28 protein-coding genes, 1 pseudogene and 1 riboswitch are annotated in these 26,994 nt (G+C 38.6%); of the genes and pseudogenes, 6 read left to right on the forward strand and 23 right to left on the reverse strand.

What is annotated here, in order from left to right; genetic code table 11:
* From H541_RS11750 to H541_RS11765, 19 genes and pseudogenes are all read right to left on the reverse strand, one after another.
* Positions 1–177, reverse strand: a 177-nt coding sequence (locus H541_RS11750) for a helix-turn-helix domain-containing protein (RefSeq protein WP_033420814.1), incomplete at its 3' end; no start/stop codon positions are given.
* A 129-nt stretch (positions 178–306) separates the two neighbouring features.
* Positions 307–801, reverse strand: a complete 495-nt coding sequence (locus tag H541_RS0105985; RefSeq protein ID WP_022796417.1) for a thioredoxin domain-containing protein — start codon at positions 799–801, stop codon at positions 307–309.
* Positions 802–803: 2 nt separating this feature from the next.
* Positions 804–1,409 carry an ATP-dependent Clp endopeptidase proteolytic subunit ClpP gene (clpP, locus tag H541_RS0105990; protein ID WP_022796418.1) on the reverse strand — a complete coding sequence of 202 codons (606 nt, stop codon included), beginning with the start codon at positions 1,407–1,409 and terminating at the stop codon, positions 804–806.
* Between the two features lie 192 nt (positions 1,410–1,601).
* A complete protein-coding gene (locus tag H541_RS13395; RefSeq protein WP_022796419.1) occupies positions 1,602–1,754 on the reverse strand; it encodes a DNA-directed RNA polymerase subunit beta in 153 nt (50 codons plus the stop codon).
* 436 nt (positions 1,755–2,190) lie between these two features.
* Positions 2,191–3,159: pseudogene (mreB, locus tag H541_RS11755) on the reverse strand (rod shape-determining protein MreB); the annotation flags it as partial.
* 206 nt (positions 3,160–3,365) lie between these two features.
* Positions 3,366–4,643, reverse strand: a complete 1,278-nt coding sequence (murA, locus tag H541_RS0106005; protein WP_022796421.1) for a UDP-N-acetylglucosamine 1-carboxyvinyltransferase — start codon at positions 4,641–4,643, stop codon at positions 3,366–3,368.
* Positions 4,644–4,885: 242 nt separating this feature from the next.
* Positions 4,886–5,116: a DUF1146 family protein gene (locus H541_RS11760; protein ID WP_022796422.1), complete on the reverse strand. Its 231-nt coding sequence runs from the start codon at positions 5,114–5,116 to the stop codon at positions 4,886–4,888.
* Positions 5,117–5,191: 75 nt separating this feature from the next.
* Positions 5,192–5,623 carry a F0F1 ATP synthase subunit epsilon gene (locus tag H541_RS0106015; RefSeq protein WP_022796423.1) on the reverse strand — a complete coding sequence of 144 codons (432 nt, stop codon included), beginning with the start codon at positions 5,621–5,623 and terminating at the stop codon, positions 5,192–5,194.
* Positions 5,624–5,634: 11 nt separating this feature from the next.
* Positions 5,635–7,050: a F0F1 ATP synthase subunit beta gene (atpD, locus tag H541_RS0106020; RefSeq protein WP_022796424.1), complete on the reverse strand. Its 1,416-nt coding sequence runs from the start codon at positions 7,048–7,050 to the stop codon at positions 5,635–5,637.
* 45 nt (positions 7,051–7,095) lie between these two features.
* Positions 7,096–8,040, reverse strand: coding sequence for a F0F1 ATP synthase subunit gamma (locus H541_RS0106025; RefSeq protein ID WP_022796425.1), 945 nt, complete (start codon positions 8,038–8,040; stop codon positions 7,096–7,098).
* 18 nt (positions 8,041–8,058) lie between these two features.
* Positions 8,059–9,534 (reverse strand): F0F1 ATP synthase subunit alpha, encoded by a 1,476-nt coding sequence (atpA, locus tag H541_RS0106030; RefSeq protein WP_420805192.1) that lies wholly within the window; start codon positions 9,532–9,534, stop codon positions 8,059–8,061.
* 95 nt (positions 9,535–9,629) lie between these two features.
* Positions 9,630–10,157 carry a F0F1 ATP synthase subunit delta gene (locus H541_RS0106035; RefSeq protein WP_022796427.1) on the reverse strand — a complete coding sequence of 176 codons (528 nt, stop codon included), beginning with the start codon at positions 10,155–10,157 and terminating at the stop codon, positions 9,630–9,632.
* Entirely contained in the window at positions 10,154–10,654 is a 501-nt protein-coding gene (gene atpF / locus H541_RS0106040) for a F0F1 ATP synthase subunit B (RefSeq protein WP_022796428.1), read from the reverse strand. The genes H541_RS0106035 and atpF overlap by 4 nt, the downstream gene beginning before the upstream one ends.
* Before the next feature lie 33 nt (positions 10,655–10,687).
* Positions 10,688–10,906, reverse strand: coding sequence for a F0F1 ATP synthase subunit C (gene atpE, locus H541_RS0106045; protein WP_022796429.1), 219 nt, complete (start codon positions 10,904–10,906; stop codon positions 10,688–10,690).
* 73 nt (positions 10,907–10,979) lie between these two features.
* Positions 10,980–11,693: a F0F1 ATP synthase subunit A gene (gene atpB, locus H541_RS0106050; RefSeq protein WP_022796430.1), complete on the reverse strand. Its 714-nt coding sequence runs from the start codon at positions 11,691–11,693 to the stop codon at positions 10,980–10,982.
* An 81-nt stretch (positions 11,694–11,774) separates the two neighbouring features.
* On the reverse strand, positions 11,775–12,428 hold the full coding sequence (gene upp / locus H541_RS0106055; RefSeq protein ID WP_022796431.1) for a uracil phosphoribosyltransferase: 654 nt from the start codon (positions 12,426–12,428) through the stop codon (positions 11,775–11,777).
* 119 nt (positions 12,429–12,547) lie between these two features.
* The gene (prmC, locus tag H541_RS13845) at positions 12,548–14,470 is read right to left on the reverse strand and encodes a peptide chain release factor N(5)-glutamine methyltransferase (RefSeq protein WP_022796432.1); all 1,923 of its coding nucleotides are present in this window, start codon (positions 14,468–14,470) and stop codon (positions 12,548–12,550) included.
* Positions 14,457–15,536 (reverse strand): peptide chain release factor 1, encoded by a 1,080-nt coding sequence (gene prfA, locus H541_RS0106065; protein WP_022796433.1) that lies wholly within the window; start codon positions 15,534–15,536, stop codon positions 14,457–14,459. Before prfA ends, prmC begins: the two co-directional genes overlap by 14 nt.
* A 3-nt stretch (positions 15,537–15,539) precedes the next feature.
* Positions 15,540–16,160 (reverse strand): thymidine kinase, encoded by a 621-nt coding sequence (locus H541_RS11765; RefSeq protein ID WP_022796434.1) that lies wholly within the window; start codon positions 16,158–16,160, stop codon positions 15,540–15,542.
* 237 nt (positions 16,161–16,397) lie between these two features.
* Here H541_RS11765 and H541_RS0106075 point away from each other — a divergent pair, with 237 nt between their 5' ends.
* On the forward strand, positions 16,398–17,741 hold the full coding sequence (locus H541_RS0106075; protein WP_022796435.1) for a Mur ligase family protein: 1,344 nt from the start codon (positions 16,398–16,400) through the stop codon (positions 17,739–17,741).
* The gene (locus H541_RS0106080) at positions 17,742–18,446 is read left to right on the forward strand and encodes a type 1 glutamine amidotransferase (protein WP_022796436.1); all 705 of its coding nucleotides are present in this window, start codon (positions 17,742–17,744) and stop codon (positions 18,444–18,446) included.
* Between the two features lie 112 nt (positions 18,447–18,558).
* Here the strand turns inward: H541_RS0106080 and H541_RS11770 are convergent, their stop codons facing one another.
* Positions 18,559–19,920, reverse strand: a complete 1,362-nt coding sequence (locus H541_RS11770; RefSeq protein ID WP_022796437.1) for an AI-2E family transporter — start codon at positions 19,918–19,920, stop codon at positions 18,559–18,561.
* Between the two features lie 285 nt (positions 19,921–20,205).
* Here H541_RS11770 and H541_RS0106090 point away from each other — a divergent pair, with 285 nt between their 5' ends.
* Positions 20,206–21,246 (forward strand): lactonase family protein, encoded by a 1,041-nt coding sequence (locus H541_RS0106090; protein ID WP_022796438.1) that lies wholly within the window; start codon positions 20,206–20,208, stop codon positions 21,244–21,246.
* Positions 21,247–21,682: 436 nt separating this feature from the next.
* On the opposite strand, the gene H541_RS0106095 is transcribed toward H541_RS0106090, so the two are convergent.
* Complete coding sequence (locus H541_RS0106095; RefSeq protein WP_026501667.1) at positions 21,683–22,186, reverse strand: PTS sugar transporter subunit IIA; 504 nt, start codon at positions 22,184–22,186, stop codon at positions 21,683–21,685.
* Between the two features lie 309 nt (positions 22,187–22,495).
* On the opposite strand from H541_RS0106095, the gene H541_RS0106100 reads away from it, so the two are divergent.
* Positions 22,496–23,317 (forward strand): undecaprenyl-diphosphate phosphatase, encoded by an 822-nt coding sequence (locus tag H541_RS0106100; protein ID WP_022796440.1) that lies wholly within the window; start codon positions 22,496–22,498, stop codon positions 23,315–23,317.
* A 408-nt stretch (positions 23,318–23,725) separates the two neighbouring features.
* Here H541_RS0106100 and gloA read toward each other — a convergent pair whose 3' ends face one another.
* A complete protein-coding gene (gloA, locus tag H541_RS0106105; RefSeq protein WP_022796441.1) occupies positions 23,726–24,100 on the reverse strand; it encodes a lactoylglutathione lyase in 375 nt (124 codons plus the stop codon).
* A 240-nt stretch (positions 24,101–24,340) separates the two neighbouring features.
* Between gloA and H541_RS0106110 the strand changes: the two genes are divergently transcribed.
* Complete coding sequence (locus H541_RS0106110) at positions 24,341–25,153, forward strand: zinc ribbon domain-containing protein (protein ID WP_022796442.1); 813 nt, start codon at positions 24,341–24,343, stop codon at positions 25,151–25,153.
* 287 nt (positions 25,154–25,440) lie between these two features.
* On the opposite strand, the gene cdd is transcribed toward H541_RS0106110, so the two are convergent.
* Complete coding sequence (gene cdd / locus H541_RS0106115; RefSeq protein WP_022796443.1) at positions 25,441–25,896, reverse strand: cytidine deaminase; 456 nt, start codon at positions 25,894–25,896, stop codon at positions 25,441–25,443.
* 325 nt (positions 25,897–26,221) lie between these two features.
* A riboswitch (TPP riboswitch) is annotated at positions 26,222–26,317 on the forward strand.
* Between the two features lie 47 nt (positions 26,318–26,364).
* On the opposite strand from cdd, the gene thiT reads away from it, so the two are divergent.
* A complete protein-coding gene (gene thiT, locus H541_RS0106120; RefSeq protein ID WP_022796444.1) occupies positions 26,365–26,955 on the forward strand; it encodes an energy-coupled thiamine transporter ThiT in 591 nt (196 codons plus the stop codon).
* Positions 26,956–26,994 lie beyond the last annotated feature (39 nt).

Consider the following 26,994-nt stretch of genomic DNA (forward strand, 5'->3'; position numbering starts at 1 on the left):
ATGAGCAGTTGACGGTGAATAACTGCCATCCTTGTTTGAATTACGATGTAATTCTCTTGAGATAGTCGATTTAGAACGGTCCAGGGTCTCGGATATATGCCCGATAGTTTCGCCTTGTTCATACATTAGGAATATTGTTTCTCGCTCATTCATGGTAAGATGTGTGTATGGATTCATAGCTTTCTCCTTCTAATAGTTGGTTGGTACATCTATTTTATAGGAAAACTATGGATCTTTTTTTATTTTATTATTGTTGTTGCACTTAAATTGTAAATTCGTCACAAAAAAAGAACTCTGACAAGAGTGTCAGAGTCCCATAGCTGTACTTAAGTCTTCAATTGTTGCAAATTCATCGAATACATGGTCATTGATCACAATGGTTGGCACATTCTCTGTACCATAATGTTTCAATAATTTTTCAGCTTCTTTAAAAGTAGCCTCATTAGCCTGCTTAGGGCCTAAGTTCTCTTCAAAAAACTGTTGTAACGATGCCCCATCAAGTGAGCGCCACTCGTCAAAGTCATTATATAAAGAGGTCACTTGTTTTAGAAAAGTATCGCTATTTGACAAATCAAGGTAATGATGGGCTTCGTTCCCTTTTAGTAGAGCCTGTTTATCTTTTTGGTAAGGATAAACCTGCACCACTATCTTTCCAGTCGCAATTAATGGCGCATAGAAAGATTGGGTTTTCTCAAACCACCGTTTACAGTCAGGACAAGAGACATTTATAAACTCTGTCACTTTTATCGGTGCTTCACTGTTTCCAATAATAACACCAGTAAACTCATCTCGATTTCCCATGATTATTTTTTGTCTTTCTTAGTCTTTTTGTTCGTTAACATCACATCATCGATCAAGCCATATTCCTTTGCTTGTTCAGCAGAAAGATAGTTATCACGGTCTGTATCCTTTTCAATCACTTCTAGGGGTTGGCCGGTTTGTTCTGCCAAAATTCTATTTAGACGATCCCTTGTTTTAAGAATGTGGCGAGCTGCAATATCTATATCAGTAGCTTGCCCTTGTGCTCCACCTAAAGGTTGGTGGATCAAGATTTCAGCATTTGGTAAGGCAAATCGTTTTCCTTTTGTACCGGCTGTCAATAAGAAAGAGCCCATTGAAGCAGCTAGACCCATCGCGATAGTTTGAACATCTGCATTAATCAGTTGCATCGTATCATAGATTGCTAATCCAGCTGTCACAGAGCCACCTGGCGAGTTAATGTACATGTAGATATCCTTGTCAGGTTCTTGAGCATCCAAAAATAGTAATTGAGCAATTATTGCGTTGGCCATATTATCTTCGACCTCACCGCTCACCATAATGATTCTATCTTTCAATAAACGAGAGTAGATATCATAAGCACGTTCTCCACGAGCTGATTGTTCAATTACTGTAGGTATCAAATTCATATATAATCCTCCATCTCATATTGTCATTGTTCTGAGTATAGCATATTTGACCAAAACTGACTAATAATTAGATTTAACCTTTTCTTTTCCTGCTGACATCTCTTTAAGAAGCTTTTTATTGGGCCTCACTCAAGTCAGAGCAGAAAAGTCAGTTGCCGTGACAATTATGACATATACACACAGCTCACACAATCAACGATTAAAATAACTCATTAAGTTTTGCCATGTCGATGGATCCAATATATCGGTTGCTTTGCCATCTCCAACGATTCCATATCCTATCATCAAGCCAATTGCGAGTAAAAATAAAGCAGCTAATGTCCCAAGAAGGAGCCATAAAAGCACATTAAGAAAGCTTCTCGCTGTTCTCTTCAGAGGAGTTGCTTGGCTTTTCCGTTGCGCTCTCCTTTGTTTCTTCTGAGTTGTTTTCTGTTTCTTGTTCGCTTGAATCACTTCCCGTTTCTGCATGATTTATGGTGTCGTCACTGACTTCTTCAGTGGTGTCTTTTACAGACGTGTTTGATGGCAACTGCTCTTCTCTAACAGCTAATTGGTCTTCTTGGGGTAAGTCTTCATGTTTTTCTTTATCATCAGTCGTATGGTGAGCATGATCATTTTTTCCAACTTGTTTCGTCGCCGAATCGGATTTTGGAACGCTAGCAGATCTGCCCTCCACCCGAACAGCTGCCCCTTGATTATTTTCACGGCCAGTCGGATTGATAAAGATTTGTCTACTAGTAAACAGACGTTTTATACTCGTCCAAAAACCCGTTTTTGAATTTAATTTTTCAAGGAGGTCACCTGCTCCCAAGGCTACACTTTGAAGGGGGTTCTCAGGCACGATCACTTTAACACCCAGAGCTTCGCTAAATAACCCTTCAATTCCTTTTATTAAGGCACCGCCTCCCGTGAGGTAGATTCCTTTAAACATAATATCGCTAGATAACTCTGGAGGCGTCTTTTCTAAAACACCGGCAGCAGTTGCAATAATCGTATCTAATGTTGTCGCTATCGCTTCTGAAATATCATCAGATTTAATTGTTTTAGTCACTGGAAGACCAGTTGCTAGGTCTCTGCCGCTAACTCTCATCGAGGCAGGCTCGATATCAGGAGTTGCTCTTGCCAGTTTTTTCTTGACTTTTTCCGCCATGACATCCCCAATAAGGAGCTCATAATTCTCTTTGACATATCTGATGATGTCCTCATCCATTTGGTCCCCAGCAATTTTGATTGATTTACTGACTACTGTCGAACCAAGTGAAATAACAGCTATATCTGTCGTTCCTCCACCTAGATCAATAATCATATTGCCACTTGGAATAAAGATATTGAGACCAGATCCAACGGCTGCTACTTTAGGCTCATCCTCAACATAGACTCTTTTGGCACCACTTTGCTCAGCCATATTAATAATGGCTTTACGTTCGACATCAGTTATACTAGTTGGAACGCAAATCAGCATGTCTGGTTTTGTCAAAACAGATGTTATTTTTAATTTTTTGACAAAATGGTCCACCATTGCCATCGTAGCATCGAAATCTGCAATGACACCACCCTTAAGTGGAAAAACGATCTCGATATCTTGAGACGTTCTTCCAATCATATCGTTAGCTGTTTTACCAAAGGCTATTGGTTCTTTTGTTAGTTGATTCACGGCCACGACACTCGGCTCATCTAACACGATACCTTGCCCCTTAATATTGATCAAAGTATTTACAGTACCTAGATCGATTCCAATGTCTTTTACCATCTGCCATCCTCCTAGTTATTTCCGTTTCATTATACCACAGACTATTTTGATAAAAAGTAAAAATAACTGGCTTTTTAGGCCAGTTATTGAAGTGTTTGATTACATTTGATTTCGTTAGCTTACCTCTTATGAGATGATCGTTTTGTGCCCTATCAACGAGCTATTAGACAATTGATGCCGACCTATTTGACTAGCGTATGAACACCTTAAGCCACAGTAATTGGGCTTTCTACTCTTGTGATATTTGCCCCTAAGCTCTCTAGTTTTTCTTTAAAATGATAATAACCACGATCTAAATATTGGAGATTAGTGACAGTCGTTTCACCAGTCGCGCATAATCCTGCAATAATCAAGGCAGCAGCAGCTCTTAAATCTGTAGCAGCTACAACGGCACCATTTAATGCAGTATTACCAGGCAAGAAGGCCGTTTGTCCTTGTGTTGTAAAATTAAGGTTCATTCGTCTCATTTCTTCTAAATGACGAAACCGGTTTTCAAATACCGTTTCCGTCATAGAAGATTTACCATCAGCCAATACTTGGGCAATCGTGAACGGCGCTTGAATATCCGTTGGAAAACCTGGGTAAGGTAATGTCTTAGCATCTGTCGCCTTTAATCGTCTCGGTCCAATAACACGGATACCATCAGGAGTTTCTCTGAATACAACACGCATTTGGGTTAATTTAGCTACTAGTGCGCGGTTGTGTTCAACAACTGCATCTTCAATAAAGACATCTCCACCCGTCACAGCAGCAGCAATCATAAATGTACCAGCTTCAATTCTATCAGGAATAATTGCATGATTTGTACCACGAAGTTGGTCAACGCCTTCAATGCGTAGGGTTTCAGTCCCAGCACCAACGATTTTTGCGCCCATTTTGTTCAAATAATTAGCTAAATCTACTATTTCTGGCTCTCTAGCTACATTTTCCAAAATTGTCGTACCAGTTGCGAGAGAGGCGGCCATCATTAAATTTTGAGTTGCCCCTACACTTGGAAAATCAAGATAAATGGTTGCGCCGTGTAAGCCATCACAAGTAGCTTCAACATAGCCATTTTGTAAGGTGATTTTTGCACCCATCGCTTCAAACCCTTTTAGATGAATATCAATAGGTCTTGACCCGATTGTACAACCACCTGGTAAGGCTACCTTAGCATGATTATAGCGAGCCAACAGGGGCCCCATTACTACGATTGAAGCTCTCATTTTACTAACATACTCAAAAGGAGCAGTCGTACTTAATTGACCAGTCGCGTCAATCTTGACAGTATAATTTTCCTCATTGAAATTTGTTTTAACCTGTAAAGCATCCAACACCTTGAGCATTGTATGTACATCAGAGAGATTAGGCACATTTTGAAAATCGGATACGGTCTCTGTTCCAAGAATACTCGCTGCAATAATTGGCAACACGGCGTTCTTAGCGCCTTCAACACGCACTGTTCCTTTTAATGGGTTGCCACCCTTTACCTTCATTACATCCATGAAAATTCTCCTCGACTCATCTGTTCACGTCATCATCGTGTCGTTCAATGAACATTTTATTTGATTTGTATGTTTTTATTTGATTTTTATGCTTTGTTGATCTGTACACTTGTTGTTTTATCTAAATCTGTATACTTGTCATTTTTTTATTTATTGCTATTATTTATTGCTATATAGGTAGTACTTTGTTTTGTGACCTTTATTGTATGACGCTATGTCTGATACTATATTAGCCATACCATTTAAAATAGTAACGAATACAGTTGAGAAAGGTCAAATATCGTCAAGACAAATTTAGCTGACAAATACCCCAATGCAAAAGACATCAGGATATAAAGCATCCTAGCTTGGCGTTCAAAGTTAGGTTTCAATAACCGGTCTAACCGAATAGATTGGAGCGCCCAAAAGCTAATATACATCATCACTAAATAAACGATTGTTTTGATGACTGCTGATACGCCAATTGAAACCATGTCCATCCCACCTTAACAGTTGTAATAATACCATAAAAAAGCCAGGTGTTTCCACCTGGCAACCTAATCTTAATATTATTTTCTTCTAGACGCAACACCAATTCGATTGATAGCTTTACTTAAAGCAATCTCAGCACGTTTCATTTCAGCTTCCTCACGTCGGCCACTGTTTTGTGCAATTATCTTTTCAGCTTTTTCCTTTGCTAATTTAGCGCGATCTATATCAATATCGCGCGCCCGTTCTGCCGTATTGACCACGATGTTGACTTCGTTTTGATATACCTCAAGTATTCCACTATCAGCAGCTATCAAGTTTGTTACTTTTTTGCCATCAACATCACGTTTTACCGTGATTGCTCCGATTTTTAGTGGCACAATCATTGCAATATGGTTTCTTAAAACGGTATACGGTCCTGTGACTGTGTCAACAGTGACACTTGTAGCATGGTGGGTGAATCGGTTGCCCTCAGGAGTAACTACATTTACAATTAGTGACTCTTCACTCATTACAGTACCCCCTAGTCAGTTCCCTCACGTTTTGCTTTTTTTAAGACATCTTCAATTGGTCCAACATTACGAAAAGCGTCCTCTGGAATATCATCATACTTGCCATCTAATATACCTTTAAAGCCCTTGATAGTATCTTCAATAGGAACATAAGAACCAGGAATTCCTGTAAAGCTTTCAGCAACATGGAAGTTTTGAGACAAGAATAATTGAATACGTCTTGCACGATTCACAACGATTTTCTCCTCGTCCGATAACTCATCCATCCCAAGGATTGCAATGATATCTTGTAGTTCACGATATCTTTGTAGTGTTTGTTGCACACCACGAGCAACTTGATAATGTTCATCACCTACAATTTCAGGCGTCAAAGCACTAGAAGTTGAAGCTAATGGGTCAACAGCCGGATAGATACCTTGTTCTGTCAAACGGCGTTCCAGGTTAGTTGTTGCATCCAAATGGGCAAATGTGGTAGCTGGCGCTGGATCTGTATAGTCATCTGCTGGCACATAAATGGCTTGGATTGAAGTGATTGACCCATTCTGAGTCGAGGTAATCCGTTCTTGCAATTGTCCCATTTCTGTAGCAAGTGTTGGTTGATAACCAACTGCAGATGGCATACGTCCAAGCAAGGCTGATACCTCAGAACCTGCTTGTGTAAACCGGAAAATATTATCTATAAATAATAGAACATCTTGTTTTTCTGTATCACGAAAATGTTCAGCAATCGTGAGCCCCGTTAAAGGCACACGCATCCGGGCACCAGGTGGCTCATTCATTTGACCAAACACCATGGCAGTTTTCTTGATAACACCTGAGGAACTCATTTCATGATACAAATCGTTCCCTTCACGTGTCCGTTCTCCAACACCTGTAAATACAGATATCCCACCTAGTTCTTCTGAGATATTGTGGATTAACTCTTGAATCAATACGGTCTTACCAACACCGGCACCACCAAACAATCCTATCTTACCACCTTTTAAGTAAGGGGCTAACAAGTCGATGACTTTAATCCCAGTTGGTAATATTTCATAATTACTACTTAAGTTTTCAAACTTAGGTGGCAATTTATGAATCGGTTCACGTGGGAAATCCGCTTTAAACTCGCCTTTACGATCGATTGGGTCACCTAATACATTGAAGACTCGCCCAAGTGTTTCATTTCCAACTGGAACACTGATTGCTTTTTCAGTATCGATGACTTCCATGCCACGCTTAAGCCCATCAGTTGATTCCATAGCAATCGTTCTTACTGCACCGTTTCCCAATTCAACGGCGACCTCTAGTACCACTTCTTCTTCGTTGTCTTCCCTCATAAGTCCTTTGACAACTAAAGCATGATTGATATCAGGTACACCATTTTCAATTGGAAATCGGACATCAACGACTGGACCAACGACTTGAATGACTTGTCCTTTTCTCATCGTTTTCCTCTCTTTCTATCCTCAATTCTCTTGAGATCATTCTTATCATTCTAGAGCAGCTGCTCCACCAACGATCTCAGTTATTTCTTGAGTGATCTGTGCCTGACGACTTTGGTTCAACTCGGTTGTCAAATCACTGATCAATGATTTTGCATTATCAGTTGCATTACGCATTGCTGTCATCCTGGCAGCATGTTCCGCGGTCTTAGCATCAACGATTGAGCCGTAAATCAAGCTCTCAGCATATTGAGGAAGTAATTGTTCTAAAATTGCTTCCTTAGACGGTTCAAAAAGATAATCTACATTAGCTCTTGGCGTCTTGCGATTATCCATTTCATCCACATCAACTAATGGCAACATTTTTTCAACCCTGAAATTAGAGACGAGGGCATTGACATGGTGATTATAACAAACATAAAGTTCATCGAATTCACCTTGTCGATATAATGTCACACTTTTGCGCACCAGATCTCTCACTTCATCAAAAGTGGGATAATCACTGATGCCTGGGATGCTACAATCAATCGAATAGCCGGCTTTTTCAAAGAAACGCTTAGCAGAATCGCCGATACACATTAAAAAGATGCCATCTGCGGAATCATGGTCCTTTTGAAATAGTTCCAACATGCTTGAAAAAATAGAACTATTATAACCTCCCGCCAATCCCTGATCAGAGGCAATAATCAAATAAGCGGTTTTTAAAACTGGTCTGACTAATAACATGTCATGATAGTCTAAATAAGTAGCACCACTTTGATTATCGTCTTGCTCTTCGCCGTTGTTGGCTTCTTCTGCAAGCTGATCAAGGTTTGAGTAGGCTAGATGTAAGATCATGTCCTTGATACGCTTTGCATATTTTTCATACTGTTTGATGATTGCTTCTGATCTCGTTAGCTTCGAAGCAGAAACCATTTGCATCGCGCTCGTGATTTGACTTGTCTTTCGAGTGGAATCAATACGTTTTTGGATTTCGATCAATGAAGCACTCATTAGCAATCACTTCCTTCTTTAAAAAGTATCGTTAAAATCATAGATTGCATGATAGAATGTTTCTTCATCAGGCAATTCTCCCGTTTCTGAAATATGATGCAACAACTCAGGATGTTGTCCTTTCAAATAATCGAACAATTTGTTTTCATATTCTCCAACACGGTCTACCGGGATTTCATCTATAGCCCCATGCACAAGAGCAAACAAAATAGCTACTTGCAGTTCAACATCTAATGGTTTATGGATAGACTGTTTGAGTATTTCAACAGTTCTCTTACCACGATTTAGTTTCTTTTGGGTTGTAGCATCTAAATCTGAGCCAAATTGTGCAAATGACTCTAATTCGCGATAACTTGCCAAATCGATTCTCAACGTTCCAGACACTTGTTTCATCGCTTTGATTTGCGCTGAACCACCAACACGGGACACAGACAAACCAGCAGAAATAGCCGGACGAACACCTGAGAAGAATAAGTCGCTTTGTAAAAAGATTTGCCCGTCAGTGATAGAGATCACGTTTGTCGGGATATAAGCTGAGATATCTCCTGCTTGTGTTTCGACGATAGGAAGAGCGGTCATTGATCCTCCACCCAACTCATCATTCAATTTAGCAGACCGTTCTAGTAAACGAGAATGCAAATAGAAAACATCACCAGGATAAGCTTCACGACCAGGCGGACGACGTAACAGCAAGGATATTTCACGATATGCGGCCGCTTGTTTTGAGAGATCATCGTAAACGATCAAAACATCTTGACCATTTGCCATAAATTCTTCCCCGATAGCTGTACCAGAATAAGGGGCTATATAAAGTAATGGAGCAGGTTCAGATGCTCCTGCACTGACGATGACAGTGTAATCCATTGCACCATTTTTGCGAAGTGTCTCAACTAATGCTTTAACAGTTGATTCCTTTTGTCCAATTGCAACATAAATACAGATTGTATCTTTACCTTTTTGATTAATAATCGTATCAATAGCAATCGACGTTTTCCCCGTTTTACGGTCACCGATAATCAACTCACGTTGACCTTTACCAATCGGCACTAAACTATCAATCGCTTTTAAACCCGTTGCAAGCGATTGTTTAACGGGTTGTCTATCCATAATGCCAGGTGCTTTATGTTCTACTGGTCTGTTTCGAGCAGTATTGATAGGACCTAACCCATCAATTGGTGCTCCAAGAGCATCCACCACACGACCGATCATTGATTGTCCGACAGGGACTTCCATGATCTTTCCAGTTTGACGAACAAGGTCACCTTCATGAATATCATCATAATCACCAAATATGATGATTCCGACTTCTTCATTCTCTAAATTTTGAGCCATGCCTTGTGTTCCATTTGCAAACTCAATCAATTCGCCTGACATTACATTCTCTAGGCCAACAACTTTTGCAATTCCATCACCGATATAGGTGACCTCGCCGACCTCTTCAATAAGATACTTATTTTCAAAGGCATTGATCTTAGCTGTAATATCGTTGACCACATTATTCTTGATCTCTGTGATTTTATCGCTAGTCGTTTCAACAGCTTGAGATTGATTGTTGCCAGTTGTTTTTTCAGTCAATTCAGTCACCTCTCTTACTTAACATGTAATTGCCTTTCAATTTGGGTGAATTGCTTTCTAAGCGATCCATCCAACACATAATTTTTTGTTCTCACTACGACCCCACCAATCAAATCAGGCACTAGTTGGTGCTTCACATGGGGGAAAGAGTGTTGTAATTTTTTCTCGAACGACGCTTTGATGCGTTCAGTTTGTTCATTGGATAACGGAACCACTGATTCAATGATCAGCAACTCTTTTTCATAGGCAGCGATGTAAAAATTGATGGCATCCGCCAAATAATTAAAGTGATAAGCATACGCTGTTTCCAAGAAAAAGTTTGACCACTCAGGTGTTAAGCTTTTCGTGATATCCTTCAAAAATGCTAGCTTCTCATCATCCGGTATCCGTTCCAAAACCATACTTTGATCGAACTTGTTTAAATTTTGAATGCCTTCTCTTAAGTCGATAACATCTTTGTAGATGATATCTGCCTTATTAAGTTTTTGCATCTCTTTATAAAAAGTTTCCACATCACGACGAACGGCTAAGGTCTTCTTCATAGCTTATCAATTCCTTTGATAAAACGTTCAATCAAATCTTCATGGTCTTTTGGAGACATTCCCTTTTGGAGAATCTGTTCAGCCAATTTGATCGATAAATCTCCGATCTCACCTTGAAGGTCTACCAACGTCTTTTCTTTATTGCTAGCAATCTCTTTATCAGCGTCACGCTTCAATTGAGCAACTTCATCTTTTGTTTTGAGCAATGTTTCTTTTTCAAGAGACGCGCTTGATTCTTTTGCGCGATTATAAATTTGTTGTGCTTCCTGCTTAGCAGTGGCAATATATGATTCTGCCTTGTCTTTTGCTTTCTGTGCTTTTTGCCGATCAGCAGCCGCCTGTTTTAAATCAGTGGTCACTAATTCAGCACGTTTATCCATCGCTACTGTTAAAGGTTTCCAAATAAATTTTGAAATCAGTAACATTAGGATCACAAACGAAAGGGCGATTACCAGTAAATCACCGACTGCTATGCCATGAGTCGCGGCAATAGTCATTTGAATTCTCCTTTACTATGTAGGCAATGGTTACTAACTGAATAGAAACACTAAAACGAAACCAAATACTACTGCTATGATTGGAACGGCTTCGATCAACCCAACACCAATAAACATAGTGGTACGGAAGTAGCCTTTCATTTCTGGTTGGCGGGTCATTGCTTCGATTGTTTTTGCAATAACTGTTTGGTTACCAAATGAAGCGGCTAAAGCGGCGCACCCAACAGCGATTGCTGCAGCGATATATATCATATAAAGTCTCTCCTTCATTTTCCTTATTATAGTGGTTTAATTATAGGCTTTTCTCGTTTACAAGGTCAAGGCTTTATTCCTCGACAATCACCTTATGTGAAATGTAAACCATTGACAGAGTTGTGAACACAAATGCTTGAATCATTCCTATAAAGACTGAAAATGCAATCCAAATCATGGCCAACGGTACGGCAAATATGCCAGAAATTAACCCGTGGCTTGTTGCAAGCATTGCAATAAGTCCTAGCAAAATTTCGCCGGCATAGATATTTCCATACAACCGAAGACCAAGTGTCAATGTATTGGTAAATTCTTCGATAAGATTGATTGGAAGCATCAATGGCATTGGCGACAAATAGTTGTTTTTAACATAGGCCTTTGCCCCAAATTTTTCAACAGATTGGTAATGTGAGAAAAGAATTACCATGGCAGATAACCCTAAACACACGATTGCGCTAGATGTTGGACTTCCCCAAAAAGAAAAATCCTTATAACTGATTATCGTCATTAATCCCAACATGTTATTGATTGCCAGGAAAAGAAATAAAACGAGCGATAAAAGATAGTATTGACTTCCAACAGCCTTAGGCATTGAACTATCAACTATTCCATTTGTGAAACTAACGAGCATTTCAAGAGCAGCTTGAGGTCTTTTAGGCACAACACTGATATGACGAGATAACACCAATAAAGTTGCAAAAATAATCAACACACTTGCTGAACTCGCCAATAATACTGTTGCACTAAACGACATCCCAAAAAACTCAAATATAAATGGACTTTCCATATTTTCACCTCACTTTAACTGAAAATACAGTTTTACTGAAAATCTAGCTTAACTTGCTACACAGCTAAATGTTGTAAAACTCTATTTGGTTCCGAATAAACGGTCACCAGCATCTCCTAAACCAGGTAGGATATAAGATGCTTCATTTAGCTTTTCATCTAAAGCAGCAGCGTAAATCTTGATACCTGGATGGGCAGCTTGTAATGCTTTTACGCCAGCAGGAGCTGCAACTAAACAGCAGAATTTAATAGATTCAGGAGCTGCACCCCTTCTAACTAAGGCGTCGATTGTAGCAATTGCCGAACCTCCAGTCGCCAGCATTGGATCGACCACAAATAATTGTCGCTCTGCAATATCGCTTGGTAACTTGATAAAGTACTCAACCGGTTCCAGAGTATCGTGATCGCGATACATCCCTATATGGCCGACTTTAGCGGCAGGAATCAATTCCAATATGCCATCGACCATGCCAAGTCCAGCTCTTAATATCGGTATTATGGCAACTTTCTTACCTGTTAGTGTTTTCTGGGTTGTTTTGACTAAAGGCGTCTCAATCTCGATATCTTCAAGCGGTAGATCGCGACTAACTTCATAAGCCATCAACATCGATATTTCATTCACTACTTCTCGAAAAACTTTTGTCCCACAATTTTTGTCACGAATGATTGTTAATTTGTGTTGGATCAGTGGATGGTCCATCACATGGAAATTAGCTGATAGCAGCTCTTCTGCCATTATATTACCCCCTTCTAGATGCTTTGATAAATCACTCACTACTGTCGTTATTTTACTGAATTCATACTAGTAATGCTAGTGAAATCCATGAATGATAATTATTGTAAGCGCAATAGTTATCAATCTTTAACGAATGGCCCGTGAGCAGCCTTCATCAATCGGTTACGATAACCCTCATTAGCCGGATTGTCAACCGGTAAATAGATCAGTAACTGATCGATTGTTGGCTGGTCATCGATATCCCTCAAGACATCGTATAACCGATGCTGCCAGTTTTGTGTTGTCGCTCCCAACTGATAGATAACACGATCGCTATCTGCCACTGAAGGTGCCAACGATTTTAACAGTGAATCAGGTACTGCTAAAGCTGTCCGATCATCAGTCAGACTTATCGCATTTTGCCACTCATTCACGCGTTCGTCAATAGCAAAAACTGGTTTTGTTGGGGAATAGTGTCGATACTTCATTCCGGGTGCTTTTGGAGCAGCAGCAGGATCGACTGAAAGCTCATCCAATGGGCCAGCGACCGCTTCAATCATTTCTCTGGTCACATTACCTGGTCGTAGGATGGCGAATGGACTTCCACTAGAGACATCAACAATAGTTGACTCAATCCCCACATTCGTCGTTCCACCATCTAGGACCCCGTAAATCTTGCCGTGTAAATCATGCATAACGTGCTCAGCGGTGGTTGGACTAGGTTTTCCACTCGTATTAGCACTTGGACCAACGATTGGTTCACCAACTTCTTTAATTAAAGTCGTTGTCAAAGGATCATCTGGAAATCTCACAGCAACCGTCGATCGACCGCTCGTTACTGAATCAGACACAGATCCTGGGATAACATCACAAACTAAGGTCAATGAGCCAGGCCAGAAAGCTTTGATCAATTTTTCAGCTCGATGACTCAGGGGTTCAAGATAACGTTTGGCCATTTCAAGATCACTCACGGTCATAATCAAGGGGTTATCACTTGGCCTTCCCTTAGCAGCATATACACCCTTAACAGCCTTTTCATTAGAGATCACTGCCCCTAATCCATAAACAGTTTCAGTTGGAAAAGCCACCAGTTCGCCATCCCTCAAAGCCCTAGCAGCATCTGTAATATCTTCTCTTTTCAACAGTTTAGTAGTCTTCGGTTTGTTTGTCTGTTTGTTCGTCATTTCATCCGTCATTTTAGTCATCGACTTTCTTTCATCAACTTTCTTTCGTTTCAATTCAACCATCCTATCGTGCTGATTCAGATCCTTGATAATATGAACAGTATACTCTTTTTCTAGAGCTTGGCACAACTGTTCAAGTCGACGGCCTTGTCGATAACCAATTTCCATCACTATATATTGAGGATAATGGCTCAGTAATGGAAGAGTATCTATAAATTCCTGATAAAAAACTACGCCATCTTGTTCTGCGAAAAGGGCTTGTTCAGGCTCGTACCGTTTGACAACATCGTCTACTTCCAACCACTCACTTCTCCCGATATAGGGTGGATTAGCAACAATAATATCAAAACGGTTCCCTCTTAAAGGCTCTAAAATGGATCCCTTTAAAAAAGTAACACGCCCTTCTGCTAATCGCTCATTATTAGTTTTAGCGATAGCTAATGCAGAATCGGAAATGTCCGTCGCTACAACGGACCAAGTTGGCCGTTCAGCAGCGATAGTCACTGCGATACAGCCACTCCCCGTCCCTAAATCAACTAGTTTTAACGGTTCTGTTGTTTGATAGGTGTCAAGTACGCGTTTAACAAGCTCTTCAGTTTCTGGCCTAGGAATCAGCGTATCTTTAGTGACCTTGAACCATCGCCCGAAAAACTGTTCTTCTCCGATAATATATTGTATTGGTTCTCCTGATAGGTAACGCTCGCTGTCAGCTGTTAGCTGATCACTGATTGTGGCATCGAGTGGTTGATCTAACTTTTTCACAAAGGTAGTCAAAGACCATTTTTGTCGATCCATGATCAGTTTCTGGCAGATTTGACGGTCGCCTATAGTTAAAAAAGCCCTTTCAAGGGCTTCTCTTAGTGTCTCAGTCTTCGCCATTATTTAATTTCTCCAACCGAGCACTTTGATCCGCTAGAATCAATGCGTCGATAATTTCGTCTAGATTGCCATTCAATATGCTATCTAACTTTTGTAAGGTCAGATTGATTCGATGATCCGTCACACGGTTTTGAGGGAAGTTATACGTTCTAATTCGCTCTGACCGGTCCCCTGTTCCAACAGCAGACTTGCGTTTGGCATCGTAGGCGGATTGCTTTTCTGTCCTGATATGATCAAAGACACGAGCTCGCAAAACCTTCATCGCCTTTACTCTATTCTTTAGCTGACTACGTTCATCCTGCATAGCAACGACAATGCCTGTCGGAATATGTGTCAAACGAACAGCAGAAGCAGTTTTGTTGACATGTTGTCCACCAGCACCTGATGCATGGTAGATATCTATTCTGATATCTGCGTCATCAAGATCAAGCTCAACATCCTCAGCTTCTGGCATCACAACAACAGTAGCTGTTGACGTATGGACGCGTCCTTGTGATTCGGTCGTCGGTACGCGTTGGACACGATGAGCACCAGACTCATACTTCAGTTTAGAGTATACCTTGTTGCCAGAAATCATTAAGATAATCTCTTTATATCCCCCGATACCAGTGATATTGGCATCAATAACTTCGACCTTCCAGCCCTCTTTTTCAGCATATTTAGAATACATTTCAAATAAGTCGCCCGCAAAAAGCTGTGCTTCGTCACCACCAGCTGCCCCTCTGATCTCCATAATGATATTTTTATCGTCATTGGGATCTTGTGGAAGTAGCAATAATTTAATTTCTTCTTCTAACTGTTCTTTTTCAGATTTGAGATGTGATAACTCTTCCTTAGCGAGCTCTAACATCTCAGGATCCAACTTATCATTTAATAATTCTTCTGTCTCAGCTATTTCAGCAACCACCTTTTGGTAGTGCTTGAACGTAGCAACTTTTGGTCTAAGGTCTGCTTCTTCTTTCGATAATTTCATAAACCGATTGGTATCAGAAATAACTTCTGGATCACTCATAAGTTCATTCAATTCATCATGACGAATGATAAAAGCATCAAGTTGATCAAACATTTTTCACCTTCTCTCTTTAGTCTCTAATGCCCGTGGTTTGACTCTGCCAGAATCATCGAGCGGCGGATTAAAATAGTGTTTACGACAAACCGGCCAATAGGACTCATTGCCTCCAATTTGGATCTGTTCACCAGCGTAAACGGGCTTACCATCATGTATTCGCATATTCATCGTTGCTTTGTGGGCACAGAACCAACAAATTGTTTTTATTTCTTCAATTTTATCAGCATAGATCAACAAATACCTAGAACCTTCAAATAGTTCGTTTTGAAAATCATTTTTAAGTCCATAGGCCATGACTGGGATATCTAAATCATCAACGACTTTTGCCAACTGGATCACATGTCTTTTTTTTAGGAATTGTGCTTCATCAAGCAAGACACAGAATGGTTTTGGCGCAATAGCTTTTACCAGCTCGAAAATATCAGTGTCTTCCTCAATCACTTGCGCAGCTCGATTAATGCCGATTCGGCTGGCAACGACTCCTTTGCCTGTTCGGTCATCAACTGCACTCGTTAGTAAAACGACCGATTTTGCCTGTTCTTCATAATTATGAGTCACTTTTAAAATGTCGATCGATTTTCCACTGTTCATGGCACCGTATTTGAAATATAATTGCGCCATCAAAATTCCTCCATCACTTAGGCGATTTTATTCATCTATACTATAGTATTGTCTTAAGGGGGAGTCTGTCAACCTTTAAAGTTATCTTTAAAAGAAAACTAGTTTAACACATCACTTTTCTAAAATGGTACAATTAATGAGTTATTAGCTTGCTACCATTATAAAAGCACTTAACTATAAAAGTTAAATCGCTTATTATCACGCAATCTATATTACTTATTAAAGGAGGCAGGTTTTGTGACAATACGTTCTCAAACAGCCAAGTTAGTTGGTAAAGCAACCCAAAAATTTCTGAAGATGGCAACCAGTGGTGGCAGCAGCTTACCCGGTCAAGTGGCCTTGAAAATCGATAATGATATATTAGATTATCTGTCCAAAGACTATCATGTCGTCATGATCACTGGGACTAATGGTAAAACATTAACAACCGCTATGATAGTCAACATACTCAAGCAAAAATTTGATTATGTCTTGACTAATCAGACTGGTGCTAATTTAAAACAAGGAATCGTTTCGACTTTTTTAGCCGATAGCGCCCCAAAAGGAGCCAGTAAAATCGCCGTTTTAGAAATCGACGAGGCTACTTTAGCTAGTGTTACAGAGGTCATAAAACCAACAGTGATTGTCTATACTAATGTGTTTCGTGATCAAATGGATCGCTATGGTGAGATCTATACCATCTATCAAATGATGGTTGATGGCGCCCTTAAGGCTCCTGAAGCAACAGTCATTGCAAATGGCGACTCTCCGATCTTCAATTCAGTTGATATGCCTAACCCTAAGAAATACTTTGGCTTCAATACCACTCGAGAAGAAGATATCCCTTTGCATCCAAATACAGATGGCGTCTTATGTCCAAAGTGTGATAGCTTATTACATTATCATTTAAATACTTATAGCAACCTTGGTGATTATTACTGTCCAAAGTGCGGTTTCAAGCGTCCCCCTTTGGATTACTCATTAGACAAACTGCTTGAGCTAACGCTAAAAGAATCAAAATTTGTGGTTGATGGCCATCCTTATGAGATTCAAATTGGTGGTCGTTATAACATCTATAATGCCTTAGCAGCCTATTCCGTTGGTCGTTTCTTTGAAGTCAATCCTGACCAAATACAAGCTGGTTTTTATGCCTCAAAACGCGTCTTCGGTAGACAAGAGGAACTTTCCATCAACGGCAAATCTGTGTTGATGAACCTGACAAAAAATCCAGTCGGTTTGAACGAAGTGATCGAGTTGCTTCATTACGAAAACGAACCGTTCACGCTCATTACCCTACTGAATGATAATTATGCTGATGGCCAAGATGTTAGCTGGATTTGGGATGGAGATTATGAGAAATTCGCCACTGTTCCCAATCTAGATGTCTACTATGGTGGAAAGCGACCGGATGAAATGCATTTGAGATTGGAAGTTGCCGGAATACCCGAGGAAAGACTTCATAAAATCAATTCTTTCGAAGATATAGCAACTATTATTGGAAAAGTGAAAACACCAAAAGTACATATATTGGCAACTTATACTGCAGTCCTGAGCTTACGAAAAATATTTAAGCAACAAGGTTTTATCAAGGAGGTAAAATAAATGACTCCCATTAGGATAGGACATCTATACGGAAACTTGCTCAATACATACGGTGATAATGGTAATCTCCTGATGCTCCAATATGGTTTAAAAAAACGTGGTCTGGATTTTACGGTAGAAGTAAATTCTTTAGAAGAAAGCTTTAAAGCAAATCAATACGATTTGATATTTTTCGGTGGTGGGCAAGACTTTGAACAAAAAGTTGTCTCAGATCATATCCAAACTAAAAAAGACGAACTCGAAAAGTACATTGAGTCTAATGGTGTCTTGCTCGCCATTTGTGGTGGGTATCAATTATTAGGAGAATACTATCTTTCTGCTAAGGGTGATAGAATCGAAGGCACCCACCTTTTGAACCTCTACACTCTCAACCAAGTGAACAGTCGCTTTGTTGGGGATGTCGAGATATTCAGTGATGAGTTCAACGAGACCTACTATGGCTATGAAAACCACAATGGCCGCACCTTTATCAAAGACCCTGTCAAACCACTTGGCAGAGTCATCAAAGGCTATGGCAATAATAATGAAGATAAAACAGAAGGTGCACGTTATAAAAACGTCTTTTGTTCTTACTTCCATGGGCCTCTACTCGTCCGCAACCCACATCTAGTGGATCGTATTATCGATAAAGTCTTAGAACAACGTAATCAATCCACTGAACAAGGGACCAAGTTAAAACAAATCATCGACCCAACTTCTGTTTGAGTTGTTTTTAGAGTTTTCTTTTGAACTAGCTTCAGAGTTAGCTTTAGATCTATCTTCTGAACTATCTTTTGAGCTATTCTTTTGAACTATTCTTCTGAACTATTCTTCTGAACTATTCTTCTGAACTATCTTTTGAACTATCTCTCAAATCAACTTTAGAACTAGCTTTAGAACTAGCTTTAGAATCATCATTATTATGAGAATGACTATCTGAGTCAATTAATGAGTCATTATCTGAATCATTAGTTGACTCATTTTTTGAGCCTTTAGTTGTATCAACCACATTCACATTATTTCCCACACTAGCTAATTCAATGCTGTGCTTATCATCTTGATATAAGCCACTGTATTCTTTGGTCCACTCAAAAATCGACGTTACGACCACTTTGACGACTGCATATCCAGGTATCCCTAATAATAATCCCATGACACCAAACATACGGCCACCTGCTAACAGGATTAACAGGATTGTTACTGGATGCATTTTCAAACTATTACCAAGGACTAATGGAGAAATGATCCGGCCTTCTATTGTTTGCTCAATCATAAAGACAATCAATACTTTAACTAACATCACTGGTGAAGTAACAAGAGCGATGACGATAGCTGGAACCATCCCGACAAACGAGCCAACATAGGGAATAATATTCAAAACTCCTGCAAATATCCCAATAGCAGTGCCATAGTTCAAGCCAATGATTGCATACCCTACCACAAACATAACCCCAACGAAGAAAGCAACCGTTATTTGCCCACTGATGTATTGCGATATTTGACCGTTCATCTTTACTAATACTTCTGAAATACTTTCTCTCGATTTAGTTGGAAATAATTTTAATATGTTCGGCAAGACCCTGTGAGAGTCTTTTAAGAGATAAAATAAGATGATTGGCATCGTAACTAATCCTATTAAAGTCTCACTCACAACACCCACTACATTAGTGATCGAGCTAAGGGTCAAATTAAGAATCGAATTCAATTGATTCGAAATAGTTCGTGTAAACTGATCATTTAATTGTTGTAATTGAGGTTGTAAGGAAATCAACATATCATTGTTGGTTAATCGATTGATTTCCGATACAAAAGTATCATAATAACCTGGCCAACTTGTCACGAAATCGACGATCTGTGTCCGCAAAATTGGAATCAAGAACGAAAAGATAGCCACAATCGCCAAAGCAGCAACAAACAATATCGTCCATATAGCTATCCCTTTAGGAACATTTCGGTGGAGCAGAAAACGTACCCCAGGTTCCATTATATAGAATAAAATACCGGCAGAAATCACTGGAAAGGCAATGATTCTTAGAAATAGAAATACAGGATCAAAAATACCACTAATCCTTTGTAACAATAAGATATTCACCATAATCAAAATGGTAATGAACAAAAACGATACAACTTTGTTATTTAACACCCACTTGAAAAACCATGATAGTGGCTTTTTAGTGGTCGTATTGTCTTTTTTTTGCATGAAATCACCCTTATCTCCTATAACTGTTAACTATTTTCAGTTTACCATAATTTAGCTTTAAAACTACTGATATCCGATTCTCCAATTTAAGTTTAAAGCAATTTCAAACAAATTTAGTTATACTTATCATATGGGTGGCTATTTAGGCTCGTAGACTTACGTCGGCCTTCATTATTGTCTCTGAGTCCATAGCAATAAATCTTAAATTGTGATTAGACTAAGACAATAGACTTGAACTATACTGAACCCAATATAGCCACTAACTTCAATTTACAGGAGGAAATTATGACAGAATCATTTATTCTAGGAACGTACACTAGAAGCACTAGTAAAGGTTTATATAAAGCAATCTTTAATCCAGAAAGTGGACAATTCGAAAAAATTACCGCTATTGCACCACTGACTAACCCCACTTATGTGACCCAAATATCAGATACGCGTCTTGTCTCTGTTGCCCAAATTGGTGATCAAGGAGGCTTAGTCGTTTTAGATGAACAAGCGGACGGCTCATACAAAGTTGTTTCCCAATTAGGATATACCGGACATGTACCATGTTTTGTTTCTTACGATCAAGAACGTGGCTACTTACTGACCGCAAATTACCATGATGGCATTTTCAGTGTCCTATCCCTATCTGAAAACGGACAACTCAGTTTATTAAATGAAGCAGTTCATCAAGGAAACGGACCGCACAAAAACCAAGATGGGCCTCACGTGCATTATGCTAGCATCAATCCTCACACCACTGATAACTATGTTTTTGTGTGTGACCTAGGAACCGATGAAGTGATCACCTATGCAATCGAAGACGATAGTTATGACCTAAAAAAAGTCAGTACCTACAATCCCAAAGCTGGCAGTGGACCTAGACATTTGATTTTCCATAGCTCCCTACCAATTGCTTACCTATTATGCGAACTAAGTAGTACAGTTGATGTCTTACGGTATCACAAAGACGGTTCATTTGAACGGACACAAACTGTAAATCTGCTTCCCGATGACTTTACTGGAGAAAGCTCAGGAGCCGCTATTCGCCTAGATAAAAGTAATCGTCATCTTTATGCCTCAAACCGTGGACATGACTCCATCGTTATTTTTGACACGGGAAAAGATGGACTGTCCCTTAAAAAAATTCAAACCATACATACAGAAGGAAAGACGCCAAGAGATTTCAACTTTGATCAAAGTGAACAGTATATTTTAAGTGGACACCAAAATGAAACTTATTTGAGCCTATTTAGCCGTGATATGGAAAGTGGTTTGTTGACGTTATTAGATCATTCAATACCCGTACCAGAATGTGTATGCGTTCTGCCACTCGTTTGATGTTATTGTTCTATTTTTGATGTTATTGTTTTATTGTTTTATTAAGGAGATCTGTACAGCTTAAATAGCTTAGATTAGATCATTTAGATCATTTAGATTATTTAAATTATTTAGATTATTTAGATTATTTAGATTATTTAGATTATTTAGATTATTTAGATTGTTAGATTGTTAGATTGTTAAGAATGTTTAGATTGTTTAGATTGTTTTGATTGTTTAGATTGTTAGATTACTTAAACTGTTTAGATAGCTTAGATAGCTTAGATAGCTTAGATATTTTTAGTTATCGTTAAACTAAACCTCTAAATAAAACAATAAAATAAGAAGAACAAAAAATATCGACGCAAAAGGGAGTTATCATCATGACAACTCCCTTTTGCATCCTTAAGTATTTCAATCTAGATAACTTAACATCTCACAACCTACTCATGCTTCCTTATTTTAAGGTAACAGTCCCAATTTCATCACTATGTTTAACTGAACCTAGTTTAGAGATGTCAACATGTTCTACTTTATCCATGTTTGTCACAATCACGATAACTGTACTGTCTTTCCCACTTTCTTTTAATTGGTTAAAGTTAGTCACAGAGATCACCGTAGAAGGTGTCACAGTATCACCTTCTGAAACTGTGGTTTCAAATGGTTTTCCATCTAACTCGACCGTATCAATCCCAATGTGGACTAAGATTTCAAGACCACCTTTTGTAGTTATCCCAATCGCATGTTTCGTCGGAAAAACATTGGATATTATCCCTTCTACAGGTGAATAAATAGAACTGTCAGTTGGTTTAACAGCAAAACCATCACCCATCATTTTTTGAGAAAAAACAGCATCCGGTACAGATTCAATGGAAATAGCTTCTCCATCAACGATTGCGTGGAGTTTTTCCTCTGTTATTTTATCTTCTTTTTTGTCTTTTTTCTTGAAAAAATTAAACATAAACATCCCCCCTTTATTAATCCCTATATTACCATATTCCATATCTTTTTTGAAACAAAGTCTATTAGTCTACTACTGATTATGAAATGATTATGAAAGTCTTGATTTCAAGTGATTCTGAGCTATTGAATATCATAATACACGAAAATACACGCTTGGGAAATTTTTAACCGCTAAAAATTCTGAACCAGATCATCGATAGACTATTCCCCTTTTTTAAGCTATACTATCAAGCGATGTTATTTCTCTTTAAAATCATGATAAAGAGAATAAAAAAAGAAATGAAAAAATTGAAGAAAGAGTGATAAAATGCCATTTATAGATTGGTTAAAGATCGTAGTGTTGGGAATTATTGAAGGTATCACTGAGTGGTTGCCAATCAGTAGCACTGGCCATATGATCCTTTTTGATGCGTTTGTTCCCTTACCTCTTGAACCAGCATTTAAAGAAATGTTTTTAGTTGTTATTCAACTTGCAGCTATCCTGGCTGTTATTTTAGTTTTCTTTACCAAACTCAATCCGTTTAGTCCGAGCAAAACAAAAATTGAGCGAAAAAACACTTGGGATACTTGGTTTAAGATTATTATTGGTTGCCTTCCAGCTGCAATCATCGGATTACCCCTTGATGATTTTATGGAGAAACACTTTTTTAATTATTTTGTAGTTGCTTTGATGTTAATCCTCTATGGTATTTTATTTATCGTTATTGAAAACCGTCATGATCCCAAAAAGGAAACAATACACAGCTTTCCTGAATTATCCTATAAGACAGCTTTTTTAATTGGCTGTTTCCAAGCACTTGCTTTAGTTCCAGGAACAAGTAGATCAGGTGCTACGATACTAGGAGCACTGATTCTAGGAACTTCAAGATATATAGCAACAGAATTTTCTTTCTTCTTAAGTGTTCCTGTCATGCTAGGTGCAAGTTTATTAAAAGTCTACAAATTTGGCTTGAATTTCACAGGGTTAGAAATTTGGATAATGATCGTTGGATCGGTTGTTGCCTTTATCGTCTCTCTTTTAGCAGTTAAATTCTTGTTAAACTACATCAAGAAAAACGACTTCAAACCATTTGGATGGTACCGTATTATCGTAGGGATAATCGTTCTGATTGCTTTCCAATTTAAATAAATCATCTAGATAGATCTACATCTCGATCTAAATACTCCTAAATGTTTTAGGGGAAACAAAAAAGCAGCCATTAGGCTGCTTTTTTGTTTCGTGGCATTTTTTCAAAGCGATATCAGCGAACAAAATTGTTACACCGACACCATCCATGTATTAACATGGTTGCAAAATGGAAAACCAGAGTTCACATCTCTTGTTTTCATATGGCTACATACGGCAGTGCTCATTTAAGAGTTCCATACCCACTAGTGATTGTCAGTATTAATAACTGACGCTCGACTCATCGCATGACGTTATTGTACCAATAAAAAATTTTGATTGCAACCATAGGGCTAGAGACACCTTTTGCTATAGTAGTTAATTTTTATGGAGACAGTACACCTCTGGAGACCACACACCTTTATGATGGTTCTATCTCATGACCTCGATTTTGTAACCATCCGGGTCTTTGACGAAATAATATTTTGGTTCACTACCAGGAAGTCCCTTAAGTTCCGTAACCTCATAGCCCTTTTCAGCATGTAATTTGTGTGTTTTTTCCAAATCATCAACTCGAATAGCGATATGACCATAACCGTCCCCTAAGTCATATGGGCCGTGATCATAATTGTAAGTTAATTCAAGCTCTATGGTTTCACCAGGCAGTGTCAAATAAACTAAAGTAAATTTGTGGTCTGGAAAATCTTTTCTTCTACTTTCTTCATAACCAAAAGCCTCTGTATAGAATTTTATAGAAGCTTCAAGATCTTGCACCCGGATACAGGTGTGTAAAAACGTTGCACTCATATCACAATTTCTCCTTTTTTTGCCCCTTAATCTTACGACCTAGTGGCCACTTTTTTCTTTCCCTTTTCATAATAACGTAACATTTACCACTAAGGCAATTCTAATGAAACATGCCATCGAAAGCGCCGCTTAATATTCTCTTAAGATCGACAGATAAATGCATGAGGACTTCGAAACTTGCTTGCTATTTCACGATAATTTGATTATGCTATTTAGTGACTATTACACGGGGGAATCAAAATGAAGACTTGCCATTATTGTAAAAATGAAATAGACGATCAAGCATTGATTTGTCCTTATTGTGGTTCAGATTTATCTGACACACCTAAGAACCAATCTCACCTACAAGGAACATTATTCGATATGCCTGAGGAACCCACTGCAAAGAGGCATTTAGAAGATTCTAGACAATCAACTACCAAACATACTGCCTACAATGTGTGGCAAAAAATCAGTGGTTATCTCAATTATTTGAAGGATCACTTCAAACAACCCGACTTGAAAAGACGTCATCGTCGCTTCGAAAACACCTACTATGGCTACATTAGCATGATTCTAGCAGTTTTATTGAGTGCAGGGACTTTAACAAGAATTGTGATCAGTTCTATTGAGCAATACAATTTTCTGTCAACAATTAGTGTTTTACCCGCAATCGATACGAATCCCAATCCAATTATGTTTTTAGTCAAAAGTAGTCTATTTTTTGTGATCTTTTATTTTGGCTTGCCCATCATATCTTATTTCGTCAAACTGCTTTTCTTGAAACGAAAACATGTCTTTCATTATTGGATTGGTCAATATGCTGGAGCAAATACACTAAGCCTAATGGTCCTAGTCATTGCCTTTATCCTATCGTTGATTGCTCCAACAATGCTGTTACTTCTGATTATCTTTTTACTTTTAATCGCGGCAAGCTCATTTATTATTACGTTTGTAGCGTCCTTTTACACCACAGTTAACGAAACAGGAGTGGACAACATTTATTACTCTTTCATTGGTATGTTTGTCTATTTATTTCTAATCATGACAGCCAGCTACTTATTGTTCATATGAGCCTATCAGTAGCCTTCTATTAACCTTTTATAGGCTCTTACTAGTTTTTCTTTTTAACAAGATTTAACGAGGGGTTTGACTTATACGTCAATACCCCTCGTTTTTTTGAGCAATTTCAATGAAATTTTTTCTATTGAATTCAATTTATATTCAATCTATTAATCTTCAATCTATTAGTCTCTTCTATTCAATTTTTCTATTAACCGCTATTGATTTCTATTAATAATCTCCTACTAGTACTAGTCCCATAACAATCTCTTAATATTCCCCTAATTATCAAATAAACCTTACATATCTAATGTAACAAAGGCATATGGCGATAAATCTTCTAATAGCAACTTTTTGATTGATTCATCTTCTTTTGTTAGATATACAGGCATTTTGGGGCTACAAAATTCGACTAAAACTTGTCGGCAGATGTTGCAAGGTGGTAAGAAACTTTCTGTATCACCTGCAATAGCAATAGCTTTGAAGTCCCCCTTTTGATAACCATCACTAATGGCGGTGAACATTGCTGATCGTTCAGCACAATTGGTTGCACCAAAGGACGCATTCTCTATATTAACACCGGAATAGATTTTTCCATCTTTCATTAAAAGAGCAGCCCCTACTGGAAAATGAGAGTATGGCGCATACGCCCTTGCCTTGGCCTCTCTTGCTTTTTGCATCAAAATTTCAGGCGATACATTAACATTCAAACTATATTCTTGGGTGTTATCAGTTTTCTTTTCTTTAGTAGTCATTTTTTTGCTCCTTCATTAAGTTGGTAAGTAAGTCTCGATTGTTTCTCGTCTTCACTACTTAAATTAGCTACTTCTAAGCCATACCATTTTACAGTATCTCAATACTGTTAGCAATCCTCTTAGTTAACCATAGTCGTAATTGATCATAGCCGTAATTAGCCATCCAGATGGTTAGGTATCCTTCTATCCCTTCATAAATCAGCTAAATTTAAATCACCGAAAAAGCCAGTAATAAAGACAGTAACACAGTAATATGGCTGAACAATTGATTGTCACTTGATTTTATCACCAAATTCGTTATACTTATACTATAAAATTGAATAAACCGATTACAAAGGGGCGCCATTGGCTGAGACACACGAAAGTGAACCCTTCGAACCTGATTGTTAATACAAGCGTAGGAATTGTAATTTCGATGAATCTTCTAATCATCCTCTTTGTGTCGGAATACCACAGGAGGATTTTTTTATGGAAAAATCAGCAACATTTTTAAAATCGATCAATGTCTGGGTTGAGATAGCAATCGTTGCTGCACTGGCAATGGTCTTAACATTCATACCCGCTGATATCGGTTGGATTCAAATATCTTTAGGGACAGTGATTGTTGGTATCCTAGCTTTTAGACGAGGTACTGTTCCAGCACTTATTGCAGGATTATTATGGGGACTTCTTCATTTTTTAAAAGGCTTTTATATCTTATCCCCTACGCAATTCACTATTGAATATATTTTAGCATTTGCTTGTATGGGTTTTGCTGGTCTTGTTTATCCACAGTTTCAAAAAGCTTTAGCAGACGATAATTCAAAAGCTGCGCTAAAATATCTTGTTATTGGAATGTTGATTGGCACATTTATCAAGTACTTCTGGCACTTTGTTGCTGGTTATGTTTTTTGGGGTAGTTATGCATGGGCAAGTTGGGGCGCATTTTCTTATTCCCTAGTGGTCAATGGTGTTAGTTTTATCTTGACTGCTGTCTACTGCACGATTGTCAGCGTCTTACTTTTCAAAACCTCACCAAGACTCTTCAAAGCACAAGATAAGGCACGTGGCTATCGTTGATTGCCAAGACTTATTCTTACAAGACTTATTCCTAGTTAG

The organism is Bavariicoccus seileri WCC 4188 (genome assembly GCF_000421665.1).
Taxonomy (GTDB): domain Bacteria; phylum Bacillota; class Bacilli; order Lactobacillales; family Aerococcaceae; genus Bavariicoccus; species Bavariicoccus seileri.

Bases quoted from the DNA above. Each gene is read 5' to 3' on its own strand.
- H541_RS0106090 (WP_022796438.1), top strand. From the start codon at position 20,206: ATGACAGAATCATTTATTCTAGGAACGTACACTAGAAGCACTAGTAAA.
- H541_RS0106025 (WP_022796425.1), bottom strand. From the start codon at position 8,040: ATGAGTGCTTCATTGATCGAAATCCAAAAACGTATTGATTCCACTCGA.
- atpE (WP_022796429.1), bottom strand. From the start codon at position 10,906: ATGATATATATCGCTGCAGCAATCGCTGTTGGGTGCGCCGCTTTAGCC.
- H541_RS0106100 (WP_022796440.1), top strand. From the start codon at position 22,496: ATGCCATTTATAGATTGGTTAAAGATCGTAGTGTTGGGAATTATTGAA.
- H541_RS0106035 (WP_022796427.1), bottom strand. From the start codon at position 10,157: ATGAAGAAGACCTTAGCCGTTCGTCGTGATGTGGAAACTTTTTATAAA.
- H541_RS0106015 (WP_022796423.1), bottom strand. From the start codon at position 5,623: ATGAGTGAAGAGTCACTAATTGTAAATGTAGTTACTCCTGAGGGCAAC.
- atpB (WP_022796430.1), bottom strand. From the start codon at position 11,693: ATGGAAAGTCCATTTATATTTGAGTTTTTTGGGATGTCGTTTAGTGCA.
- H541_RS0105985 (WP_022796417.1), bottom strand. From the start codon at position 801: ATGGGAAATCGAGATGAGTTTACTGGTGTTATTATTGGAAACAGTGAA.
- gloA (WP_022796441.1), bottom strand. From the start codon at position 24,100: ATGAGTGCAACGTTTTTACACACCTGTATCCGGGTGCAAGATCTTGAA.
- H541_RS0106095 (WP_026501667.1), bottom strand. From the start codon at position 22,186: ATGTTTAATTTTTTCAAGAAAAAAGACAAAAAAGAAGATAAAATAACA.
- prmC (WP_022796432.1), bottom strand. From the start codon at position 14,470: ATGGCGAAGACTGAGACACTAAGAGAAGCCCTTGAAAGGGCTTTTTTA.
- thiT (WP_022796444.1), top strand. From the start codon at position 26,365: ATGGAAAAATCAGCAACATTTTTAAAATCGATCAATGTCTGGGTTGAG.
- H541_RS11765 (WP_022796434.1), bottom strand. From the start codon at position 16,160: ATGGCGCAATTATATTTCAAATACGGTGCCATGAACAGTGGAAAATCG.
- prfA (WP_022796433.1), bottom strand. From the start codon at position 15,536: ATGTTTGATCAACTTGATGCTTTTATCATTCGTCATGATGAATTGAAT.
- atpD (WP_022796424.1), bottom strand. From the start codon at position 7,050: ATGAGAAAAGGACAAGTCATTCAAGTCGTTGGTCCAGTCGTTGATGTC.
- H541_RS0106080 (WP_022796436.1), top strand. From the start codon at position 17,742: ATGACTCCCATTAGGATAGGACATCTATACGGAAACTTGCTCAATACA.
- H541_RS11770 (WP_022796437.1), bottom strand. From the start codon at position 19,920: ATGCAAAAAAAAGACAATACGACCACTAAAAAGCCACTATCATGGTTT.
- atpF (WP_022796428.1), bottom strand. From the start codon at position 10,654: ATGACTATTGCCGCGACTCATGGCATAGCAGTCGGTGATTTACTGGTA.
- H541_RS11760 (WP_022796422.1), bottom strand. From the start codon at position 5,116: ATGGTTTCAATTGGCGTATCAGCAGTCATCAAAACAATCGTTTATTTA.
- murA (WP_022796421.1), bottom strand. From the start codon at position 4,643: ATGGATGTAATGAAGGTAAAGGGTGGCAACCCATTAAAAGGAACAGTG.
- clpP (WP_022796418.1), bottom strand. From the start codon at position 1,409: ATGAATTTGATACCTACAGTAATTGAACAATCAGCTCGTGGAGAACGT.
- upp (WP_022796431.1), bottom strand. From the start codon at position 12,428: ATGGCAGAAGAGCTGCTATCAGCTAATTTCCATGTGATGGACCATCCA.
- cdd (WP_022796443.1), bottom strand. From the start codon at position 25,896: ATGACTACTAAAGAAAAGAAAACTGATAACACCCAAGAATATAGTTTG.
- H541_RS0106110 (WP_022796442.1), top strand. From the start codon at position 24,341: ATGAAGACTTGCCATTATTGTAAAAATGAAATAGACGATCAAGCATTG.